22 protein-coding genes are annotated in these 19,832 nt (G+C 30.3%); 18 read left to right on the top strand and 4 right to left on the bottom strand.

All coding sequences use genetic code 11. The annotated features are described in order from the left end of the window. Positions 1–59 precede the first annotated feature (59 nt). The 4 genes from ABF633_RS11640 to ABF633_RS11625 all read right to left on the bottom strand — a co-directional run bounded on the left by ABF633_RS11640 (position 60) and on the right by ABF633_RS11625 (position 3,930). Positions 60–854 (bottom strand): polysaccharide deacetylase family protein, encoded by a 795-nt coding sequence (locus ABF633_RS11640; protein ID WP_415523914.1) that lies wholly within the window; start codon positions 852–854, stop codon positions 60–62. 332 nt (positions 855–1,186) lie between these two features. Then, on the bottom strand, positions 1,187–1,963 hold the full coding sequence (locus ABF633_RS11635) for an ABC transporter permease (protein ID WP_415523913.1): 777 nt from the start codon (positions 1,961–1,963) through the stop codon (positions 1,187–1,189). 23 nt (positions 1,964–1,986) lie between these two features. After that, positions 1,987–3,048, bottom strand: coding sequence for an ABC transporter permease (locus ABF633_RS11630; protein ID WP_415523911.1), 1,062 nt, complete (start codon positions 3,046–3,048; stop codon positions 1,987–1,989). A gap of 54 nt (positions 3,049–3,102) precedes the next feature. Next, the gene (locus tag ABF633_RS11625) at positions 3,103–3,930 is read right to left on the bottom strand and encodes an ABC transporter ATP-binding protein (protein ID WP_415523910.1); all 828 of its coding nucleotides are present in this window, start codon (positions 3,928–3,930) and stop codon (positions 3,103–3,105) included. A gap of 885 nt (positions 3,931–4,815) precedes the next feature. Here ABF633_RS11625 and ABF633_RS11620 point away from each other — a divergent pair. From ABF633_RS11620 to secF, 18 genes are all read left to right on the top strand, one after another. Continuing rightward, positions 4,816–6,024 carry a 4Fe-4S binding protein gene (locus ABF633_RS11620; RefSeq protein ID WP_415523909.1) on the top strand — a complete coding sequence of 403 codons (1,209 nt, stop codon included), beginning with the start codon at positions 4,816–4,818 and terminating at the stop codon, positions 6,022–6,024. 267 nt (positions 6,025–6,291) lie between these two features. Then, a complete protein-coding gene (locus ABF633_RS11615) occupies positions 6,292–6,822 on the top strand; it encodes a 4Fe-4S ferredoxin (RefSeq protein WP_415523908.1) in 531 nt (176 codons plus the stop codon). Positions 6,823–6,869: 47 nt separating this feature from the next. Next, complete coding sequence (locus tag ABF633_RS11610; protein ID WP_415523907.1) at positions 6,870–7,049, top strand: MarR family transcriptional regulator; 180 nt, start codon at positions 6,870–6,872, stop codon at positions 7,047–7,049. Positions 7,050–7,413: 364 nt separating this feature from the next. Continuing rightward, positions 7,414–7,914 carry a nitroreductase family protein gene (locus tag ABF633_RS11605; protein ID WP_415523906.1) on the top strand — a complete coding sequence of 167 codons (501 nt, stop codon included), beginning with the start codon at positions 7,414–7,416 and terminating at the stop codon, positions 7,912–7,914. Between the two features lie 137 nt (positions 7,915–8,051). After that, positions 8,052–8,660: a TatD family nuclease-associated radical SAM protein gene (locus ABF633_RS11600; RefSeq protein WP_415523905.1), complete on the top strand. Its 609-nt coding sequence runs from the start codon at positions 8,052–8,054 to the stop codon at positions 8,658–8,660. Positions 8,661–8,904: 244 nt separating this feature from the next. After that, entirely contained in the window at positions 8,905–9,186 is a 282-nt protein-coding gene (locus ABF633_RS11595) for a hypothetical protein (RefSeq protein ID WP_415523904.1), read from the top strand. Positions 9,187–9,545: 359 nt separating this feature from the next. After that, positions 9,546–10,175, top strand: a complete 630-nt coding sequence (locus ABF633_RS11590) for a class I SAM-dependent methyltransferase (RefSeq protein ID WP_415523903.1) — start codon at positions 9,546–9,548, stop codon at positions 10,173–10,175. Between the two features lie 79 nt (positions 10,176–10,254). Continuing rightward, a complete protein-coding gene (locus tag ABF633_RS11585; RefSeq protein ID WP_415523902.1) occupies positions 10,255–10,881 on the top strand; it encodes a hypothetical protein in 627 nt (208 codons plus the stop codon). A gap of 143 nt (positions 10,882–11,024) precedes the next feature. Then, entirely contained in the window at positions 11,025–11,627 is a 603-nt protein-coding gene (gene ruvA, locus ABF633_RS11580) for a Holliday junction branch migration protein RuvA (protein ID WP_415523930.1), read from the top strand. 10 nt (positions 11,628–11,637) lie between these two features. Next, the gene (gene ruvB, locus ABF633_RS11575; protein WP_415523901.1) at positions 11,638–12,696 is read left to right on the top strand and encodes a Holliday junction branch migration DNA helicase RuvB; all 1,059 of its coding nucleotides are present in this window, start codon (positions 11,638–11,640) and stop codon (positions 12,694–12,696) included. 33 nt (positions 12,697–12,729) lie between these two features. Then, complete coding sequence (gene queA, locus ABF633_RS11570) at positions 12,730–13,755, top strand: tRNA preQ1(34) S-adenosylmethionine ribosyltransferase-isomerase QueA (RefSeq protein WP_415523899.1); 1,026 nt, start codon at positions 12,730–12,732, stop codon at positions 13,753–13,755. Positions 13,756–13,825: 70 nt separating this feature from the next. Continuing rightward, complete coding sequence (tgt, locus tag ABF633_RS11565) at positions 13,826–14,956, top strand: tRNA guanosine(34) transglycosylase Tgt (RefSeq protein ID WP_415523897.1); 1,131 nt, start codon at positions 13,826–13,828, stop codon at positions 14,954–14,956. Between the two features lie 17 nt (positions 14,957–14,973). After that, positions 14,974–15,267 (top strand): preprotein translocase subunit YajC, encoded by a 294-nt coding sequence (yajC, locus tag ABF633_RS11560; protein WP_415523895.1) that lies wholly within the window; start codon positions 14,974–14,976, stop codon positions 15,265–15,267. 51 nt (positions 15,268–15,318) lie between these two features. Beyond that, positions 15,319–15,699 carry a TIGR04086 family membrane protein gene (locus tag ABF633_RS11555; RefSeq protein WP_415523893.1) on the top strand — a complete coding sequence of 127 codons (381 nt, stop codon included), beginning with the start codon at positions 15,319–15,321 and terminating at the stop codon, positions 15,697–15,699. Positions 15,700–15,762: 63 nt separating this feature from the next. Continuing rightward, positions 15,763–15,900 carry a six-cysteine ranthipeptide SCIFF gene (scfA, locus tag ABF633_RS11550; RefSeq protein ID WP_010233516.1) on the top strand — a complete coding sequence of 46 codons (138 nt, stop codon included), beginning with the start codon at positions 15,763–15,765 and terminating at the stop codon, positions 15,898–15,900. A gap of 123 nt (positions 15,901–16,023) precedes the next feature. Continuing rightward, on the top strand, positions 16,024–17,385 hold the full coding sequence (gene scfB / locus ABF633_RS11545) for a thioether cross-link-forming SCIFF peptide maturase (protein ID WP_415523891.1): 1,362 nt from the start codon (positions 16,024–16,026) through the stop codon (positions 17,383–17,385). Between the two features lie 220 nt (positions 17,386–17,605). Further along, positions 17,606–18,844, top strand: coding sequence for a protein translocase subunit SecD (gene secD / locus ABF633_RS11540; protein WP_415523889.1), 1,239 nt, complete (start codon positions 17,606–17,608; stop codon positions 18,842–18,844). 4 nt (positions 18,845–18,848) lie between these two features. After that, entirely contained in the window at positions 18,849–19,745 is an 897-nt protein-coding gene (secF, locus tag ABF633_RS11535; protein WP_415523887.1) for a protein translocase subunit SecF, read from the top strand. Positions 19,746–19,832 lie beyond the last annotated feature (87 nt).

Here is a 19,832-nt window from a genome sequence, read left to right as displayed (position 1 = left end):
TAAATAAAATCTAGATAGAAATGTATGAGTAAAATATTTGAACAGAAGGTAAAACTTAATTACCTTCTGTTCATTATTCCAGAAGCCGCCATCCGTGTTTCTTCCTGTTCAGTTAAATCGTCAAAAGTTCTGAATACAAATCCATTTTCTTTTAAATAACTTATTATATTAGGAAGAGATTCTACTGTGGAGTGTTTATAGTAGGTATCGTGCATTAATATTACAGCCGTTTTTTTATTTTTGCATTGATATTCAATAGTGTTTTGAATTTTTATTGCAGGAACTTCCTTGCTATCGGCATCACTGGAGCATACATTCCAATCTACATAGTTTATATTTTTATTATTTAAGGTAGTTTTTATAGAATCTAAAACAGATTTTTCTGATGTGAGATTATTAGAACCTCCAGGCATTCTTACATAAGAAATAGGAGCTTTATGGATTAGTTTCTCAATAGAATTCTTACATATCTCATAATCTTCTAAATAAGATTGTAAATCATTATATATTTTTTTATAATTATGTGAATAAGTATGGATTCCGATAGCCATACCATGATTGTCTAATTCCTTCAATAAGGAAGGATTTTCGTCAACTTTGTTGCCAACTACAAAAAATGTAGCTCTTACATTGTTATCATCTAGTATTTTTAGGATTTTTCTTGTGTTATTAGGAGAAGGGCCATCGTCAAAAGTTAAAAAGACTTCTCTATTGTATAGTATATTTCTATGATTTTTAATGGTTGCATTACTTAATAAATTTAATTCACAGCTGTATGCATTAGTCCTATTAATTGTACATAGGAATAGTAAAATTAATAATGTAATTTTCGGGATATTATGTAGTCTCTTCATGGTTATCACCTTCTTTAGTTTAAAAATATTTCATTGGTCTTTAAATATAGGGTAACCTTAATTGAGGAAAGTATTATGGTAATTTATTGGAGTATATGTAATATATAATCTATTTTAGTACACAAACAAAGTTCTAAGTATCAGTATTTTTGACACTTAGAACTCGTTGTCCTTTAGGGTAGATCGTTATCAAGGGACCTATCCACTCTTTACTACCACTTTGAATAAGTGTAGGAGTATTAGAAAAATATTTGTTGATTTTATGATTTACATAAAAAATGATTAAGTTAATTTAACTTAATCATTTTTTAGATTTCTTCATTTTAAAGTTTCTATAGGTTGCCATCTGCATTGATTTTATTAGGAACAAATCTATTTTGAATAAATTTCATGAAAATATCCATAATTAGTCCGAGAAAGGCGATGACAACAGCTGTTGCAAATATCCTTTTTATATCATAGGTTTGCTGATAACTTAATAGTAACCAACCCAATCCTGAACTGGCACCCATCATTTCTGCTGCAATAAGCATATAAAATGAGTATCCTGCACTAATTCTGAGACCTACAAAAATTGATGGTAAAATTGATGGCAGTACTACTTTATGGAATAGCTTCCACCTTCCAAGGCCAAAGGATCTGGCTTCCTTTAATATTAGAGAATCCATATTTCTAATTCCGTAAACCGTATTGAACATTATGGGCCATATACATGTCCAGGCAATTATTACTACTTTAGTGCTTTCCCCAATACCTAAAATTAAAAGAAAGATGTGGAATAATAAGAAAGGGTTAAATTGAGAAAAAATTTCTATCACAGGTTCTGCTACTAAATCTATTTTAGAAAACCATCCTCCAAGTAAAAAACCTAATGGTATACCAATTACAATGGAAACAACGAATCCAAGTAAAGCTCTTTGTACACTTATACCCATATTTAATATTAAGTTTTGTGAATGAAACATATCCCATAACGTTGCCATAATACTAGAAAAGGAAGGAATAAATTGATTATCAAATATTCCTATGCTGCTGCAAATTTGCCATATTGAAATAAATATAAATATAATTAAAAATTTATAAATAGTGTCACCTTTTTTATTTGACATAAAGTTTGCCTCCTTAAAGGATATTATTTTGACATATTCATATCCATATGATCAGAACTGTTTTGTGTACTGTTTCCCATATTCATATGATCAGAACTGTTTCCAGTAGAATTATCCATATTCATACCTTTCATATCCATATGTCCTTCTGCATTGCTGTTACTGTATCTGTTACTGAATTCTGTAGTATTTGAATAGTTAACTTGGTAGGTTCCTACAGTTATAAGTAGAATTATAAATGCAGTCAATATTGTAAGTTGTACCTTATTAAACTTTTTATTTTCTTTTTTCCACTTAATAAAGCTAAAACCATGTTCTCTTTCTTTCCAGAAGAATAATTTATTTTGTAAATATATTAAAAATCTATTTAGTGCTACGCCAAGAGCTACAATAAACAGCCCGGATAAATATAATCTTGGAATTTGATTATTCATTGAAGAGTTATGAAAGAGCCACCCTAAACCTGCATTAGAACTTATCATTTCTGCAGCAATAAGCATAAAAAATGACATTTCTGCACCAACTCTAAGTCCTGCAAAAATTGAAGGCTCTGCTGATGGTAATATTACTTTTTTGAATAGCTGCCAGTTAGATACATTCATGGAACGAGCGGCTTTTATTAAAAGCTTGTCAGCACTTTTGGCTCCTAATATAGTATTATATAAAAGAGGCCATATACATACCCAGGCGACTACAGCTAGTTTTGTGGCTTCACCCATTCCGAAAAATAATATAAATACCGGCAGTAATGAAAAGGGATTTACTTGACCAAGTATTCTGAAAAGTGGATCAAAAAGGTCGGCGGTATCATTAAACCAACCTCCAAGTAAAAGTCCTATAGGTATGGAAATAACTGATGCTATTATAAGACCCAATATGACTCTCCATAAACTTACCATAATATTAGTAAACAAAGCATTATTAAACCATAATATATATATTTGTCCTACAACTGTTGAAAAAGATGGAATAAATTGAGGATTGAATACTCCAATTCTAGGCAGAATTTCCCAAAGAACTAAAAGTAATGCTACTCCACTATATCTCCAAATATAATAACTATAATTTCGTTTTGATTTACTCATAATAATCACCTTATTTCTTTACAATTTTGTTTATAAACTATATTTAGCTGAAATTTACTTTTTTCTATTATCGTGAAGGAGCTGCCATATTCTATTTTGCTTTTCATTAAATTCTTTAGAAGCCCTTATATCCACAGTATTTCTAGGCCTTTTTAGATTTATTTCAATAATTTCTTCAATTTTACCTGGGTTGCCAGACATTACTACTACTCTGTCTGCTAGAAATATTGCTTCTTCTATACTGTGAGTTATAAATACAATAGTTTTATTGGTTTTTTCCCATATAGCTAGAAGCTCTTCCTGGAGTAATTCTCTGGTTTGTGCATCTACAGCTGCAAAGGGTTCATCCATAAGTAATACTTCTGGGTCATAGGCAAGGGCTCTGGCAATGGCTACTCTTTGCTTCATACCACCTGATAATTCATGAGGATATCTATTTTCAAACTTATCTAGACCCACAAGCTTAATAAATTTATTGCTTATTTCTCTCCTTTCAGCTTTAGAAATACCTTTTATATCCAACCCAAATTCAATATTTTGTCGTACATTTAGCCATGGAAATAGTGCATACCCCTGTAAAATAATTCCTCTGTCAAGATCCGGCCCGGTAATTAATTTTCCATCAATATGTATTTCACCAGAAGTAGGCTTAGAAAGTCCAGCTAAAATATCCAAAAAAGTAGATTTACCACAGCCGCTGGGACCCACTATAGTTATAAATTCACCTTTTTTTATCTGTAAATTAAAATCTTCTAATACTAAAAATTTTTCTTCACTTTTACCTTCTTCAGGAATTACAGTATAAGATTTTCTTATATTTTTAATTGTAACTTTATAGTCATTAACAGAGACTTTATCTAAAATTTTAACTGCTTCACTCATTTAATTTTCCCCCTGATATAATATTAGTTGCTATTGAATTATTTTAACTGATAATCTAATAATTTTATGGATAGCTGGTTAATCTTTTACAATACTTTATTTTTAATATTTTCATACATATAATCTCCCTTCTATAAAACAACACTGTAGATAGCCTTATTAATATTCAGCATACAAAAATTACTGATTTCAATTATGGTTTTGAAACTTTTAAATACGACGAAAAGACTAGATATCTAAAAAGTAATAGATACCTAGTCTCCAGTTTTCTGGTCAACTATGAGTAATTTATAATTTTAAATTTAAGAGTAATCCAATATAATTAGTATGTTAATATATTGTACTGTGATTGTCAATATAGTTTATAATTTATTAATATTTTCTATATACTTTCTCCATATTATATAAATTTCATTTGGAATATAGATAATAAAGCTTACGTATTTAGAATTTATAATTTTCAAAGATAAAAAACTAAAGACAATATCCCTTAAGATCTAAGAACACAGTCTCTAGTTTGTCTAGTGAACTTTGTGTTTATATTGAGATAAAATTTTTGAAAAGTTTGCTCAATTATTGTGCCAATTATATCAAACAAAATATAGGTTAGCAATATAAAGATTAGGAGAATTCTGTACATTAGGCTAATTTGAAACTCAATAAAAGGTAAAATAAATTGCAAATATAGAAACCAATAAATTTTAGAAAAATTATAATTCATTAGTAAATCTACTTGACAAAAATAAATGAAGCTTTTAATATAAAAGCAAACAAATTGGATTACTCAGATATTTTGATTTATAGAAAATATATGTGTGTAAATGATTATAAGTATTATTTATAAAACCTAACTTAATATTATAAAAATAGGGGGATAAGTTCGCAATGTTTAATAAAATTATACAATACAATTTTAAAATGCATAAAATAAGAATAATAAGAGTTATTTTACAACTTTTATTTTTATTCTTATTGCCAGGTTTCTTTGCATTAGTATTTAGTGAGATTAGAAATACATATATATCTATTATCAAAGGTAATTTCAACTTTGTGCAGATATATCCTAGTTTAATTGAACTTATAACAATTCTTATTTTAACCGTAATTGTAGGTAGGTTTTTCTGCAGCTTTATTTGTGCTTTTGGAACCTTAAATGATCTGATTCATGGAATTGGAAAAAACATATTCAAGATAAATTTTAAATTAGATGAAAAGATAGATTATTTTTTAAAATACATAAAATATATAGTTTTAATAGCATTAATAATTTTCTCATGGACAATGGGTAGTAATATTTTTAAAAATGCAGATCCCTGGAACGCTTTTGCCAGATTGATTAGTTTTCAACAAATTACAGGTAATTTAATTTTGGAATTTATAATTTTAGTAATTATTGCAATAGGAGCTATATTTATTGAAAGATTTTTCTGCAGATATTTATGTCCTTTAGGGGCTGTATTAAAATTAATTTCTAAAGTAAGTCCTTTTAAAATCAATAAACCCAATGAAAAATGTGGAAACTGTAGATTGTGTACAAATAATTGTTCTATGGGATTATCACTGTATAAATATAATAGTGTTCATAATGGTGAATGTATAAATTGTTTAAAATGTATAGAGACTTGTCCTAGAAGAAATGTAAAAACAAATATATTTAATAAAGATATTAATTCAACATTGGCTAGTTCAGTTGCTATAGCAAGTTTTGCTGTAATATATTCTACTAATAACTATGTTGGAGCAGCAGTAAATAAAAATAATTTAGCCATAGAAGCAAGTGCAAATATAGTGCAAAGTAAAAAGGTATCAAATAAAATCAAATATAAAGACGGGGTATATACGGGAAATTCTTCTATGTATATTAAGCCCAATGTACAAGTTTCAGTAACCATTAAACAAGGAGAAATTGTAGATATAAAGGCAGAGCAGACAGAGGGTACACCTGGATATTATGAAAAAGTTGTAAATATAATACCAAAGGAGATAATAAAAGCCCAATCAACACAAGTAGATGTGGTATCTGGAGCTAGTTCTAGCTCTCAGGGAATTATTGTTGGTGCACAGGAAGCTTTAGAAAAAGCTAAAGTTAAATAATATTAATATATTTGTTTTTATAGGATTTAAATGTCTATAGAGAAATTTTAATAGAAGAATTATGGCTTTTTTAATTTAGTATTTTTATGAAAATTTTCCCAACATATTATATGGAAATTTATATTATAAATTCTAGTTTAGGTATGGATTTTATTGACAATATGCTAGTGTGGTATTATAATAATTTCAAAATACTACTAAACATATTTGAAATATGGAATTTGCGTAAAAATATTATGAGGAAGTGTGCATGCCTTGGAAAATAATATGCAGTTATCAAGTGAATTAGGAAAAAATAAAAAGCATCGCAAGCCCTGGATAAAATCCCAACAGGGATGGACCTGGATTATTACAATACTATGGATGTTAATAGCCAATTTGTGGCCGCCCTTTGGACTTTATGGCTTTGTATGCATGCTTACTCCAATTATCATTGCTCTATCTGGAAGAGGAAAGATGAGTTGTGCCCGTATATGTCCAAGAGGTTCCTTTATTGGGAAATTTACAGCACGCATTTCTAGACAGCACAGTATGCCTGTATGGATGCATAAAAAAACATTTCGTTTTGCTTTATGGGGAATTATGATGGGAAGCTTTATACTGCTTATGATTTGGGCTGTACCTAAGGGCATTGATACTCTTGAGAAAACTATTCTTTATTTTATGGAGGCAGCTACTTTTATAGCATTTTTAACTGGAATAATATTCAAGCCACGCAGTTGGTGTACAATATGTCCAATGGGCTTTACTTCAGGTAATATATGTGAGTTGCTAAATAAAAATTATAAAAACTGTTAAAGTATTTCAATATAATTAATTATAATTTCTTATAAGGGGGTATAAATATGAGTGCAAAAGATATTGTTATTAAAACTTTAAGTGAAGCTGAAAGTCCATTAAAAACTGGTGACATCGTTAGTTTAGCTAATGTTGATAAAAAGGAGATTGAAAAGGCAATTAAGGAGTTAAAAGCTGAAGGGAAGATAGTGTCACCCAAAAGATGTTATTACACAGTAAATCGATAGAAAATTTATGGTATGATATAAAAATTCATTATTTTATTTAAAAATGTTTATACAAAATAAGAAGTTCTAAAATTTAGTGGAGCTTCTTATTTTTATATATTTACTATATAAGTTGCAATTAAAATTGTTCATTTAATACATAACATTTAGATATCAGCTGCTTAAATACTTTATTATTAATATAATTTATTGCAACATATATGTAAGGCTTTTATCAATGTAATTTTACAAAAATAGACTTAAATTTAAGTTTTCATATAAAAATGTGTAAATGACTTATTAAGGAAGTTAAAAAAATTTTTATGATATAATTAATATAGTATAAAATTTAACTTGAGTATAAATGGGAGGGGTGGGAAATTTTATGAATTCAATTTTTAAAAGAAGAAGTATAAGAAAGTATACATCGGAAAAAGTATCAGAGGATACAGTAAAGGAGTTATTAAAAGCAGGAATGTCAGCACCTTCTGCTGCTAATGAACAGCCATGGGAATTTATTGTCATAAGAGATAGAGATATATTAAAGCAAATTATTGATGTACATGGATATGCAGCAATGCTTAAAGAAGCAGATGTGGCAATTGCAGTTTGTGGAAATATCAATAGAGATAAAGTCGGCGGATTTTGGGTACAGGATTGTTCTGCAGCTACAGAAAACATTCTAATTGAGGCTCAGGAATTGGGACTTGGAGCAGTTTGGCTTGGTGTTTATCCTTTAGAAGAGAGAGCAAATCCAATAAAAAAAATTTTAAAACTTCCTGAATCAATTATACCATTATCAATAATATCTATAGGCTATCCAGCAGAGCATAAAGCTGAATCCAATTATTATGACGAATCAAGAATTCATTATAATAATTGGTAAAGAAAAATATGTGATGTAATTTTAGTGTAACCTATATATTAAACGTGTCATAATAATATATTAAATAAATATCAAGAGTAGCGGGACAATATTAAGTTCCATCGCACTTTTAAATATGAGGGAAGAAGTGAATTGGTATGGTTATTACATATGAAGTAAATGATAATCTGTATGTGAATGTAACAAATAAATGCTCAAATGCCTGTGATTTTTGTGTAAGAAATCTTAAAGCTGCCTTTCAAAATGATTTATGGCTTGAAAGGGAGCCAACCTCTGAAGAAATAGTAAAGGATATATTTTCAAGAGATTTGAGTAAATATAAACAGTTAGTATTTTGTGGATTTGGAGAACCCCTTGAAAGAGTTGATACAGTAATTGAAGTGTGTAGAAGAGTTAAAGAAAAAAGCAGTATAGGTATAAGAATAAATACTAATGGACAGGCAAACAAAATTCACAACTATGATGTTACATCAAAATTTAAAGATCTTGTAGATAGTGTGTCTATAAGTTTAAATGCCAGAAATGCTAAAGAGTACGATGAGATATGTCATAGTATATTTGGTGAAGAAGCCTTTGATGCCATTTTAGACTTTACAAAGAAATGTAAAAAAGTTGTGAAAAACGTACAGCTTTCTATAGTGGACTGCATACCAAGAGAACATATTGATGAATGCAAAAAAATTGCAGATAATTTGGGGGTAAAACTAAAAATAAGAAAAGAAGTTAAGGCATGTGAAAATAAATAAATGTACTAAGTATTTTTGGTAGTATAATATATAGTAAACCTTTGGTGAATTTTAAATTATGTAGATAAGCGCATGTTATATATTGCAAATAATGAAATTTATTGTATAAAATATAGGCAAAAGTTAATCATAGTAATAGAGTTACTTGATAAATTAAGTTGTACTTGACCTGTTATTCAATTATTATATAAGTATTAATTAAAAATACTTATGTTGAAATTTTTAATAATGGAGGTATAAAAACATGGCTTTTAAAAGAGTAAAAGTTAAATTAAAAGAAAACGTAACTAGAAAAGATTTTTGGAGAGCCACCTATAATACTGACTCAAACTTAGGTATAAGACTGGTTCAGAATTTTGATAACATGAAAAAAAATTATTTAGAGGGTAAATTATCACAAAGAGGATCTCTTGAGGTAGCTATACCTGTATCTTATTATAACAGAGAACGAGAAACTATAGATGATGATGTTATTGAATATGGTTATATTAAAGAAATGAAAAATATTTGGGAAATTGTAGAATAAGTTTATTTAAATATTTATTAAATTAACAGTCTATAATTCTATAAAAAACCTATTTGATTGGATAATATGCAATTGAATAGTTTTTTTAAGTTTAACTATTTGCTTATGGGAATTCTGTTTATCCGATGACTACCATCCGTAATACTCCCATCTTCTATCAAAGTGGGAGATAACGGATGCTACGTCCCTGGATAACGATTTCTAAGTTTCAGATGGAGAAAAAAACTCCATCTGAAACAAAGAACTCTGTTTATCAAAGCAAGTTAAAGATAATTGACCTTAGCTGAGAAATGGAGTATTATTTAAATGCATGTGATAATCATTATTATGTAATACTATATTATCAGGAGGATCAATATATGAGTGAAATTGCAAAAAAATTAAATCAATGTAGAAAGCCTACAGGTGAAATTGGAAAATTCGTAGTAGAAGGAATGAATGAAAGTCATTTTGAATTAACAAACTGGGGACTTGATAAAATAAATATAAGAGAAAATAGTACTATACTGGATATAGGTTGCGGTGGAGGAAGAACTATAAACAGGTTAATTTCTCTGGCACCTAAAGGAAAAGTTTTTGGAATTGACTATTCAATGGATTGTGTAAAATGGGCCAGTGAGTATAATAAAGATTTTATAGGCAAGGGAAAAGTAGAAATTTTTCATGGATCTGTAGATAAACTTCCCTTTGAAAATGAAGAATTTGATATAGTATCTGCCGTAGAAACTATTTATTTTTGGCCAGATGTTGTGAATAATCTTATTGAAATAAAGAGAGTTTTAAAGCCATCAGGGAAAATTCTTGTAATAAATGAAATATACAATGATGAAAAATTTAAAGAAAGAAATGAGGAATATGTTAAGATTGGTGGTCTTAAAATATATACTCCTGAAGAATTTGAAGAACTATTTAAAAAAGCAGGCTATAGTAATATAAAAATAGAAGTAAAAGAAGAAAAAAACTGGATATGCGGGACAGCAGAAAAATAACTATTTTCTCAAAAATGTGCAGCATATAGGTTTAAAAATAGAATTATCTGTCAATAATTCCTCTATAGGAGGGATTAATATGAACAGAAATAGAAAAATTGCTATAGGAATTTTAGTATTATTAATTACTTTTACGGCCTCATTTTGTTACGGATATAGAAGTGTCTTAAAGGGTAATATAGCTTATTTATATAAAAGATATTTGAAAATAGGAAAAGCTGATAACAATTCTAATGTACAGACTGTAAATGTACAAAATAGTATTAAAAAAGATCCTGCTTCAGATAATACAATAATAAAAAAGGATTTGCCAGTTATATATGTAGACAGAAAGCATAATGAATTAAATGGAAAAGATGAAGTTAGTGAAGATACTCTAAAGACTTCCAATACTAGCAATGAGGACATGGCTGGTAAAGCGGTTAAGGATGTTTATAGTAGTTTTCAGGCAAAAGGATTTAAAATTGAAACTAAAGATAATGAAATTGTATGTGTAAAACTTCATTCACCAGGTAAATTTGTACCAAAGCTTAATGGAAATTCTTTTGAAATCTATATAGTTAATGATCAAGGTGAATTACAGCTTCAGGAAACAGGCGGAAACATCAATCATAAAGGTGAAGATGAGGTAATATTTAATAAAGATTCACAAGAATATAATACTATAGAAGAAGCTAGAGATAGCCTTTCAGACTTTACGTCCTAAGTCTGGAGGCTTTTTTAAGTAAAAAGATTTTGATTCGTAATTTCTCACAATTATGAATTAAAAGGTTTTTTATATGAACTTGAATTAACATAATTTAAATGGTAAAGTATAAAGTAGATTTTAAAGATAATGAGGGATTAATTTTGTATACGTACATAAAGGGTATTTTTATTGGTATAGATAAAGATTTTGTTATTGTAGAAAATAATGGCATTGGATATAAAATATATGTTTCTGGAAGTACTATGGCTGCTATGCCTAAAACGGGAGAAGAAGTGCTGCTGTATTTAGAGCAAATAGTAAGGGAAGATTTTTTAGGACTCTATGGATTTCTTACTGAGGAAGAGAGAGGTATGTTTAACAGACTGCTTACTATAAATGGAGTAGGGGCCAAAGCATGCCTGTCTCTTTTATCTATATCTACAGTTAATAATTTAAAATATGCTATATTGACTGGAGATGAAAAGGTCATAACAAAGGCGCCTGGAATAGGTAAAAAAATAGCTCAGAGAATAATTCTTGAATTAAAGGATAGAATTGAAGCGGATCAATTTGTAACAAAGATTACTGGAGAGGATATTTCAGAGGATATTTTTAAACAGGATAAGAAAATGGCTGAGGTTATGGGTGCATTAATATCTCTAGGATACTCAGAAAAAGAAGCGGAGAAGGCAATTGAAGCTTCAGATAAAAATGAAAGTTTGGAAATCATAATAAAGAAATGTCTAAAATTTTTAATGAATTAAGGGGGAAAATATGGAGGAAAGGATAGTAACTTCTGTAAATTTAGGTGAAGATGACGATATAGAGTATAGCTTAAGACCTCAGAGACTAAAAGAATACATAGGTCAGAATAAAGTTAAGGAAAAACTCAATATATTTGTGAAGGCAGCTAAAAAGAGAAGAGAAGCTTTAGATCATGTTCTATTTTATGGACCTCCTGGACTTGGTAAAACTACTCTTGCAAATATCATTGCCAGAGAAATGGGAGGAAATCTAAAGATAACCTCAGGGCCAGCTATAGAAAGAGCTGGGGATTTGGCAGCTATACTTACCAGTTTGTCTGAATTTGATGTACTATTTATTGACGAAATTCACAGATTAAATAGAAGTGTAGAGGAAATATTGTATCCTGCTATGGAGGACTATGCTTTAGATATAATTATAGGTAAGGGAGCAGCAGCAAAGTCTATAAGATTAGACCTCCCAAAATTCACATTAATTGGAGCTACTACTAGAGTTGGTCTTTTGACATCGCCACTTAGAGATAGATTTGGAGTAATGTGTCCTATGGAATTTTATGAAGATGAAGAACTTAAAGAGATACTTATAAGATCTTCGTCTATATTGAAAATAGACATAGAAGAAGCAGCGGCTCTTGAGATAGCAAGACGTTCTAGAGGTACTCCAAGAATTGCCAATAGACTTTTAAAGAGAGTTAGAGATTATTCAGAGGTTATGGGTAATGGAATTATTGATATTCAATCCTCAGAAAAAGCTTTAGAACTTTTGGAAGTTGATAAAGAGGGCTTTGACAGAATAGATAATAAAATTCTAGAAGCTATAGTGGATAATTTTAATGGTGGCCCAGTGGGACTTGAAACTTTAGCTTATTTTATAGGGGAAGAATTGGATACCTTAGATGATGTATATGAGCCCTATTTACTTCAAAAGGGATTTATTATGAGGACTCCAAGAGGAAGAGTTGCTACGGATAGAACCTACAAACATTTAAATCGAAATAGAAATTCACATAATAAAAATTATAAACAATATTCTGTGTTTAAAGAAGTTGAAAATAAAGATAAATTTTAATATACAGTTAATTTTTTAAAGAGGGTGGAGTTTTTGCAGCTTAAGGATTTTGATTTTTATTTACCAGAGGAACTAATAGCACAACATCCAGCAGAAAAAAGAGATGAGTGCAGATTGATGGTGCTGAGTAAAGATAAAGGACATATTGAACATAAGGTTTTTAAAGATATAATTGACTATTTAAATCCTGGAGATTGTTTAGTATTAAATGATACCAGAGTCATTCCGGCTAGACTTATAGGAAATAAAGAAGGCAGTGGTGGGAAAATAGAACTATTGCTTTTAAAGAGAATAAATAAAGACAGCTGGGAGACTCTTGTAAAGCCCGGTAAAAAAGCCAAGGTAGGAGCGAGATTTGAATTTGGAGATGGCCTTCTTACAGCAGAAGTAAAATCAGTAGCTGAAGAGGGAAATAGAATAATAGAATTTCAGTATGAAGGTATATTTGAAGAAATATTGGATAAATTAGGGCAAATGCCTCTGCCTCCTTATATAACTGAGAAGCTGGAAGACAAAGAGCAGTATCAGACTGTGTATTCAAAAAATGAAGGTTCTGCTGCAGCACCTACTGCTGGATTGCATTTTACCAATGAACTTTTGGATAAGATAAGGGAAAAAGGAATAAAAACAGTATTTTTAACATTGCACGTAGGACTTGGAACCTTTAGACCTGTAAAGGTTGATAATATAGAACAACACCATATGCATTCAGAATTTTATATTCTTTCAAAGGAAAGTGCAGATATAATAAATGACGTAAAACATAAGGGAGGGAGAGTTATATCTGTAGGTACTACTTCTACAAGAACTCTTGAAACTATTGGAGATGAAAATGGAAGAGTAAAGGAATCAACAGGATGGACAGATATATTTATATATCCTGGATATAAATATAAAGTGGTTGATGGTCTTATAACTAATTTTCACCTTCCAGAGTCAACTCTTATAATGCTGGTTAGTGCACTATCTAATAGAGAAATAATAATGAATGTCTATGAAACAGCAGTAAAGGAAAGATATAGATTTTTCAGTTTTGGAGATGCTATGTTTATAAGATAACTATGCTTATGAATGAATCTTATATTGATTAAATTGAGCTGAAATAGGTTGTGTAAGGAGACGGAACATAATGTACAAATTGCTAAAAAGAGCCGGTAAAGCTAGAAGAGGGGAGTTTACTACTCCTCATGGAGTTATACAAACACCTGTATTTATGAATGTGGGTACACTAGCGGCCATTAAAGGTGCAGTATCAACTATGGATTTAAAGGAAATAAAATGTCAGGTAGAACTTTCTAATACATATCATTTAAGTTTAAGACCGGGAGATAAAGTAGTCGGCCAGTTAGGTGGACTGCATAAATTTATGAATTGGGATAGACCTATATTAACGGATTCAGGCGGATTTCAGGTTTTCTCCCTATCAAATATAAGAAAAATAAAGGAAGAGGGAGTATATTTTAATTCTCATATAGATGGAAGAAAGATCTTTATGGGTCCTGAGGAAAGTATGCAGATTCAAAGCAATTTGGCTTCTACCATAGCTATGGCTTTTGATGAGTGTATTCCAAATCCTTCACCAAGAAGTTATGTGGAAGCTTCTGTAGAGAGAACTACAAGGTGGCTTCAGCGATGTAAAGATGAAATGAGTAGACTTAATTCTCTTCAGGATACTATAAATAAAAAACAAATGCTCTTTGGAATAAACCAGGGTGGAGTTTATGAGGATATAAGAATTGAGCATGCAAAAACTATTTCAAAATTTGATTTAGATGGTTATGCTATTGGTGGTCTTGCAGTAGGTGAAACTCATGAGGAAATGTATAGAATTATTGATGCTGTAGTTCCACATTTGCCACAGCATAAGCCTATTTATTTAATGGGAGTGGGCCTGCCAAGTAATATTTTAGAAGCTGTATCAAGAGGGGTAGATTTTTTTGATTGTGTTCTTCCTGCTAGAAATGGAAGGCATGGACATGTATTCACTAAACATGGTAAAATAAATTTGTTTAATGCAAAATATGAATTGGATGAGTCACCAATAGATGAAGGATGTCAATGCCCTACTTGCAGGAACTATTCACGAGCATATATAAGGCATTTATTTAAGGCTAAAGAAATGCTGGCATTAAGGCTTTGTGTTCTTCACAATCTTTATTTCTATAATACCCTTATGGAGGAAATAAGAGCTTCTATTGATGGAGACTATTTTGAGGAATTAAAAAAAGAAAAATTAAGTATGTGGGACGGAAGAGCCTAGAAAGGAGGATTTTATTAATGAGTCAAAATTACGTTATTATAATTTACATGGCGATAGTGCTTGGATTATTTTATATGATGATATTCTTGCCTGAAAGGAAAAGAAAGAAAAAATTTAGTGATCTTATGAGCAATATAAAGGTCAATGATGAAGTAGTAACAACAGGTGGGATTATGGGTAAGATCGTTAATATGCAAAATGATTATGTTATTATTCAGTCTGGTCCTGATAAAGCGAGAATAAAAGTTTTAAAGAGCGCTGTAAACGGTGTTGTTAGTGCGCAGTTAAAAGAAACAGAAACAAATAAATAGTAATAAAACACCTCTTGTCTACATAAATAGTATTAGATAGGAGGTGTTTTTATGGAGAAGAGAAGAAAAGGGCTATATGTTAATGTTATAGAAGGAGTACTTATGGGCTTTTTTATGACTCTTGCTATATTACTTATATATGCAGTAGTAGTCCATTTTGTGCAGATTAATGAAAATATTACTTCTTTACTTATTATCATTGCAACTCTTTTAAGTGTAGTATATGGTTCTGTTTATGCTTCTAGAAAAACAGGTAAAAAAGGCTGGTTAAACGGACTTATGGTGGCATTAATTTATTTTTTAATATTTTATTTAGTAGCCATTGTTGCCCAGAGCAGAGATGCAATGTTAACAGTAAAAGATTTATCTAGATTAGGATTATGCATATTTGTGGGTATATTGGCAGGAATGCTGGGAATTAATATAGATTGACTTTATTTAAAATACTTATTGTGTTATAATTGAGCAAGTAATTTATTGAATGGAGGAATTTTCATGAAACACATAAAAAGTATAAACAAATCAAATATAAAAGAGAGCTTAAAAAAGCCTGGCTGTAAAGAGTGTGCAAATTCATGCCAATCAGCATGTAAAACTTCATGCACTGTGGCAAATTTAGCTTGTGAAAAATAATTAATTTAATCCAAGCAGTAACATTTTAGGCATCGTAAATAAATAGCTGGTTTTTCTACTGGTATATTTATTTTCAGATGCCTTAATTACTGTTTTAAATTTATTTTTAGGGAGGAAAATGTTTTGTCATTAATTCATAAATTTGTTCAGGGTAATGACTATTATGTTATAGATATAAATACAGGAAGTGTACATGAAATAGATAAATTGGTTTATGATTTATTAGACGAGAATGGTCTAAAACCAAAGGAGGAGCTTATAGATAAATTTTCAAGTGTTTATTCTACAGAAGAAATATCTGAGGCTTATGATGAAATAGAGGAACTTATTCAGGAAGAGGTTCTATATTCAAAAGATCTGTATGAAGATATTGCAAGAAATTCAACAAAGGGAAAGTCCTACATTAAGGCTCTTTGTCTAAATATAGCCCATGATTGTAATTTGAAATGTAAATATTGTTTTGCAGAAGAGGGTGAATATAAGGGCTGCAGAATGTTAATGACACCTGAAGTTGGTAAAAAAGCTATTGATTTTGTCATAGAACATTCAGGACCAAGAAGTAATATTGAGGTGGATTTATTTGGTGGAGAACCACTTTTAGCCTTTGATACAGTTAAGGAAATAGTAGAGTATGCAAAGCAGCAGGAAAAAATACATAATAAGAATATAAGATTTACTATGACAACTAATGCAACTTTACTAAATGATGAAATAATGAAATATGCCGATGAAAATATGGGAAATATAGTTTTAAGTATAGATGGAAGAAAAGAAGTAAATGATAGTGTTAGAGTAAGAGCAGATGGCAGCGGATGCTATGATGTAATTTTGCCTAAAATAAAAAAGATGGTAGCTATGAGAGATAAAACTAAGCAGTACTATGCAAGAGGAACCTTTACTAGAAACAATACAGATTTTTTTGAAGATGTAAAGCATATGGCGGATTTAGGATTTAAAGAAATTTCCATTGAACCTGTGGTGCTGCCAGAGGACAATCCTCTTTCCATACGGGAAGAAGATTTAGAAACTATATTTAAGCAATATGACAAATTGTATGAAGAAATGCTTAAGAGGCATAAAGAGGGAAATGAATTTAAGTTTTATCATTTTAATATAAATTTACAGGGAGGTCCCTGCGTATACAAGAGAATATCGGGTTGTGGAGCAGGGCATGAATATGTGGCAATAACTCCAGATGGGGACGTATATCCCTGTCATCAGTTTGTAGGCAATGGGGATTTTAAATTAGGTACTATATTTGATAAGGATTTAAATGAAGAAATTCCTCAAGAGTTTAAAGAGGCTCATATATACAATAAACCTAAGTGTATAGATTGCTGGGCTAGATTTTATTGCAGCGGCGGCTGCCAGGCAAATAATTATAACTTTAATAAAGATATCCATATACCTTATGAAATAGGCTGTAAGATGCAGAAAAAGAGAATAGAATGTTCTATAGCATTAAAGGCAAAGACTATGGAATAATTAATATAAAAATAAATAGCAATATTAAAATGTTATGAATATTTTACATTGCATAATAAAAAAGCTTCAGTTAAAGTAATATGACGTAGAGAAGTATATTGATTCTATATTCATTTAATATGGAGCTTAATATAGTAAATTACCTAATATTGACTAATTATATATACACAACTATAATTAAATGGATAGCTAAAAATATTGTCAACAAAGGAGGATAAAAATGAAGAAAAGAAGTACAGTTTATTTTGTACTGAGTATAGTAGTAATTGCAGTTTTAGCCTATTTAGGCGCTTTTGGATATGTGGGAAGTACATATGAAATAAAACCTTTTAGTAAGACTATAAACAGAGGTCTTGACCTTCAGGGTGGAGTATCTGTAGTAGAACAGATTACAGATAAAAATGTATCAAATGCTACTATGCAGAGAACTATTCAGTTACTTTCATTGAGAGTAAATAAAATGGGGGTAAGTGAAACCAATGTAGCTAAAGAGGGCGCTGACAAGATAAGAATTGATGTTCCAGGAAAAATTACTCCGGATGAAGTATTGAATACAATAGGAAAAACTGGTCAGCTTAAATTTGTAGGTCCCGATAATTCAACTATCTTAACAGGTAACGATGTGAAAAGTGCCAGTGTAGGTACAGATCCACAGACCAACAAACCGCTGATAAACCTCCAGTTAAATGATAGCGGTACTAAAAAATTTGCAGATGCCACTCAAAAATATTTAGGCCAGGCAATTTCCATATATATGGATGATCAACAGATTACAAGTCCTACAGTGGATACAGTTATAACCGATGGTAAAGCCCAAATTAGTGGTAATTATACAATTGATACTGCAAAGCAGCAGGCGGATATTATAAGTGCAGGAGCTCTTCCTGTTACACTAAAAGCAGTTCAGGTTCAAACTGTAAGTGCTACTCTTGGTTCTACTGCACTTCCTATGAGTGCTAGGGCGGGCCTGGTAGGTATAGCAATAGTTTTGGCACTTATGTTTATATGGTTTAGACGCCCGGGAATTATGGCGGATATTGCATTGATATTATATGTATTTTTAGTGTTGCTTGTATTTTCAGGTATAGGTGCCACTCTTACTTTATCAGGTATAGCAGGATTTCTCTTAACAGTTGGTATGGCTGTAGATGCCAATGTACTGATTTTTGCTAGAATAAAAGAAGAACTTAAGGCTGGAAAGTCAATAAAATCTGCTACTAAGGCTGGATTTCAAAATGCCATGTCCTCCATAGTTGATTCCAATATAAATACAATAATTGCTGGATTGGTATTGTATTTCATAGGTTTAGGTCCTGTAAAGGGATTTGCATTGACACTTATAATTGGAGTACTTGTAAGCTTATTTACAGCACTGTTTGTAACAAAACATCTGCTGAATTGGTCTATAGATATGGGATTAATAAGTAAGCCTAAACATTTTGGAGTAAAGAGGGGGTAAACATATGCTTAAAGTTGTTGAAAAGAGAAAAATTTGGTTTACCATTTCCATAATTATAATAGTAATTGGCATAGGCTTTATGTGCTATAGAGGACTTAATTTCGGTATAGATTTTAGGGGTGGTACTCTTATGCAGATAAACATTAATAAGGATTTTAACAAACAAGATGCAGATAAGATTATAGAGAAGTATGTTAAGACCAATGAATTTGAGAGTACAAAGGCCAATAATAAAGAGCTTGATATAAGAATTAATAGTGAAGCGATCTCTGATGAAAATACTACAAAATTATTTAATGATATTAAAGATAAATATAAATTAAAGGATTCAGATTTGATAAGCAGGGAAAGGATAGGAGCTACTATTGGAAACGACCTTGTAAAAAATGCTGTGACTGCCTTATCAATATCCATAATTTTAATGTTATTTTTTATAGCATACAGATTTGAATTAAAATTTGGTATAGCAGCTATAATAGCACTTTTGCATGATGTATTGATTACATTAAGTGTTTATGCTATAGGAAATCTGCAAATTAACACACCTTTTATAGCCGCAATTTTAACTATAATAGGATATTCCATAGCCGATACTATAGTTATATTTGACAGAATAAGGGAAAATCAAAAGAAGCTGCGAGGCAGAGAACTTATAGAAATTGCAGACACAAGTATTTCTCAGACCGTGGGAAGATCTATATGCACTGTAACTACTACAGTGGTTACAATAACTTGCTTACATATATTTGTTCCAGGTGTAAGGGAATTTACTATTCCTATACTAGTTGGTATAATCTCAGGATGTTATTCTTCCATATTTATAGCTAGTCCAATATGGTACTTATTTAAAAAGAGATCATCTCATAAAAAAATAATAGATAAAAAAGAGCTTATTAAATAGACTAAATAATTGACTTAAATCGAAGTGACTGCTTAGGCACTTCGATTTTTCTCTGAAAAATGTTTGTATTATATGGGATTATAATAT

Source organism: Clostridium sp., assembly GCF_047718555.1.
Classification (GTDB): Bacteria; Bacillota; Clostridia; order Clostridiales; family Clostridiaceae; genus Clostridium_I.
The sequence above is the reverse complement of the archived record's forward strand: the minus strand, read 5'-3'. Positions and strand labels throughout refer to the sequence as shown.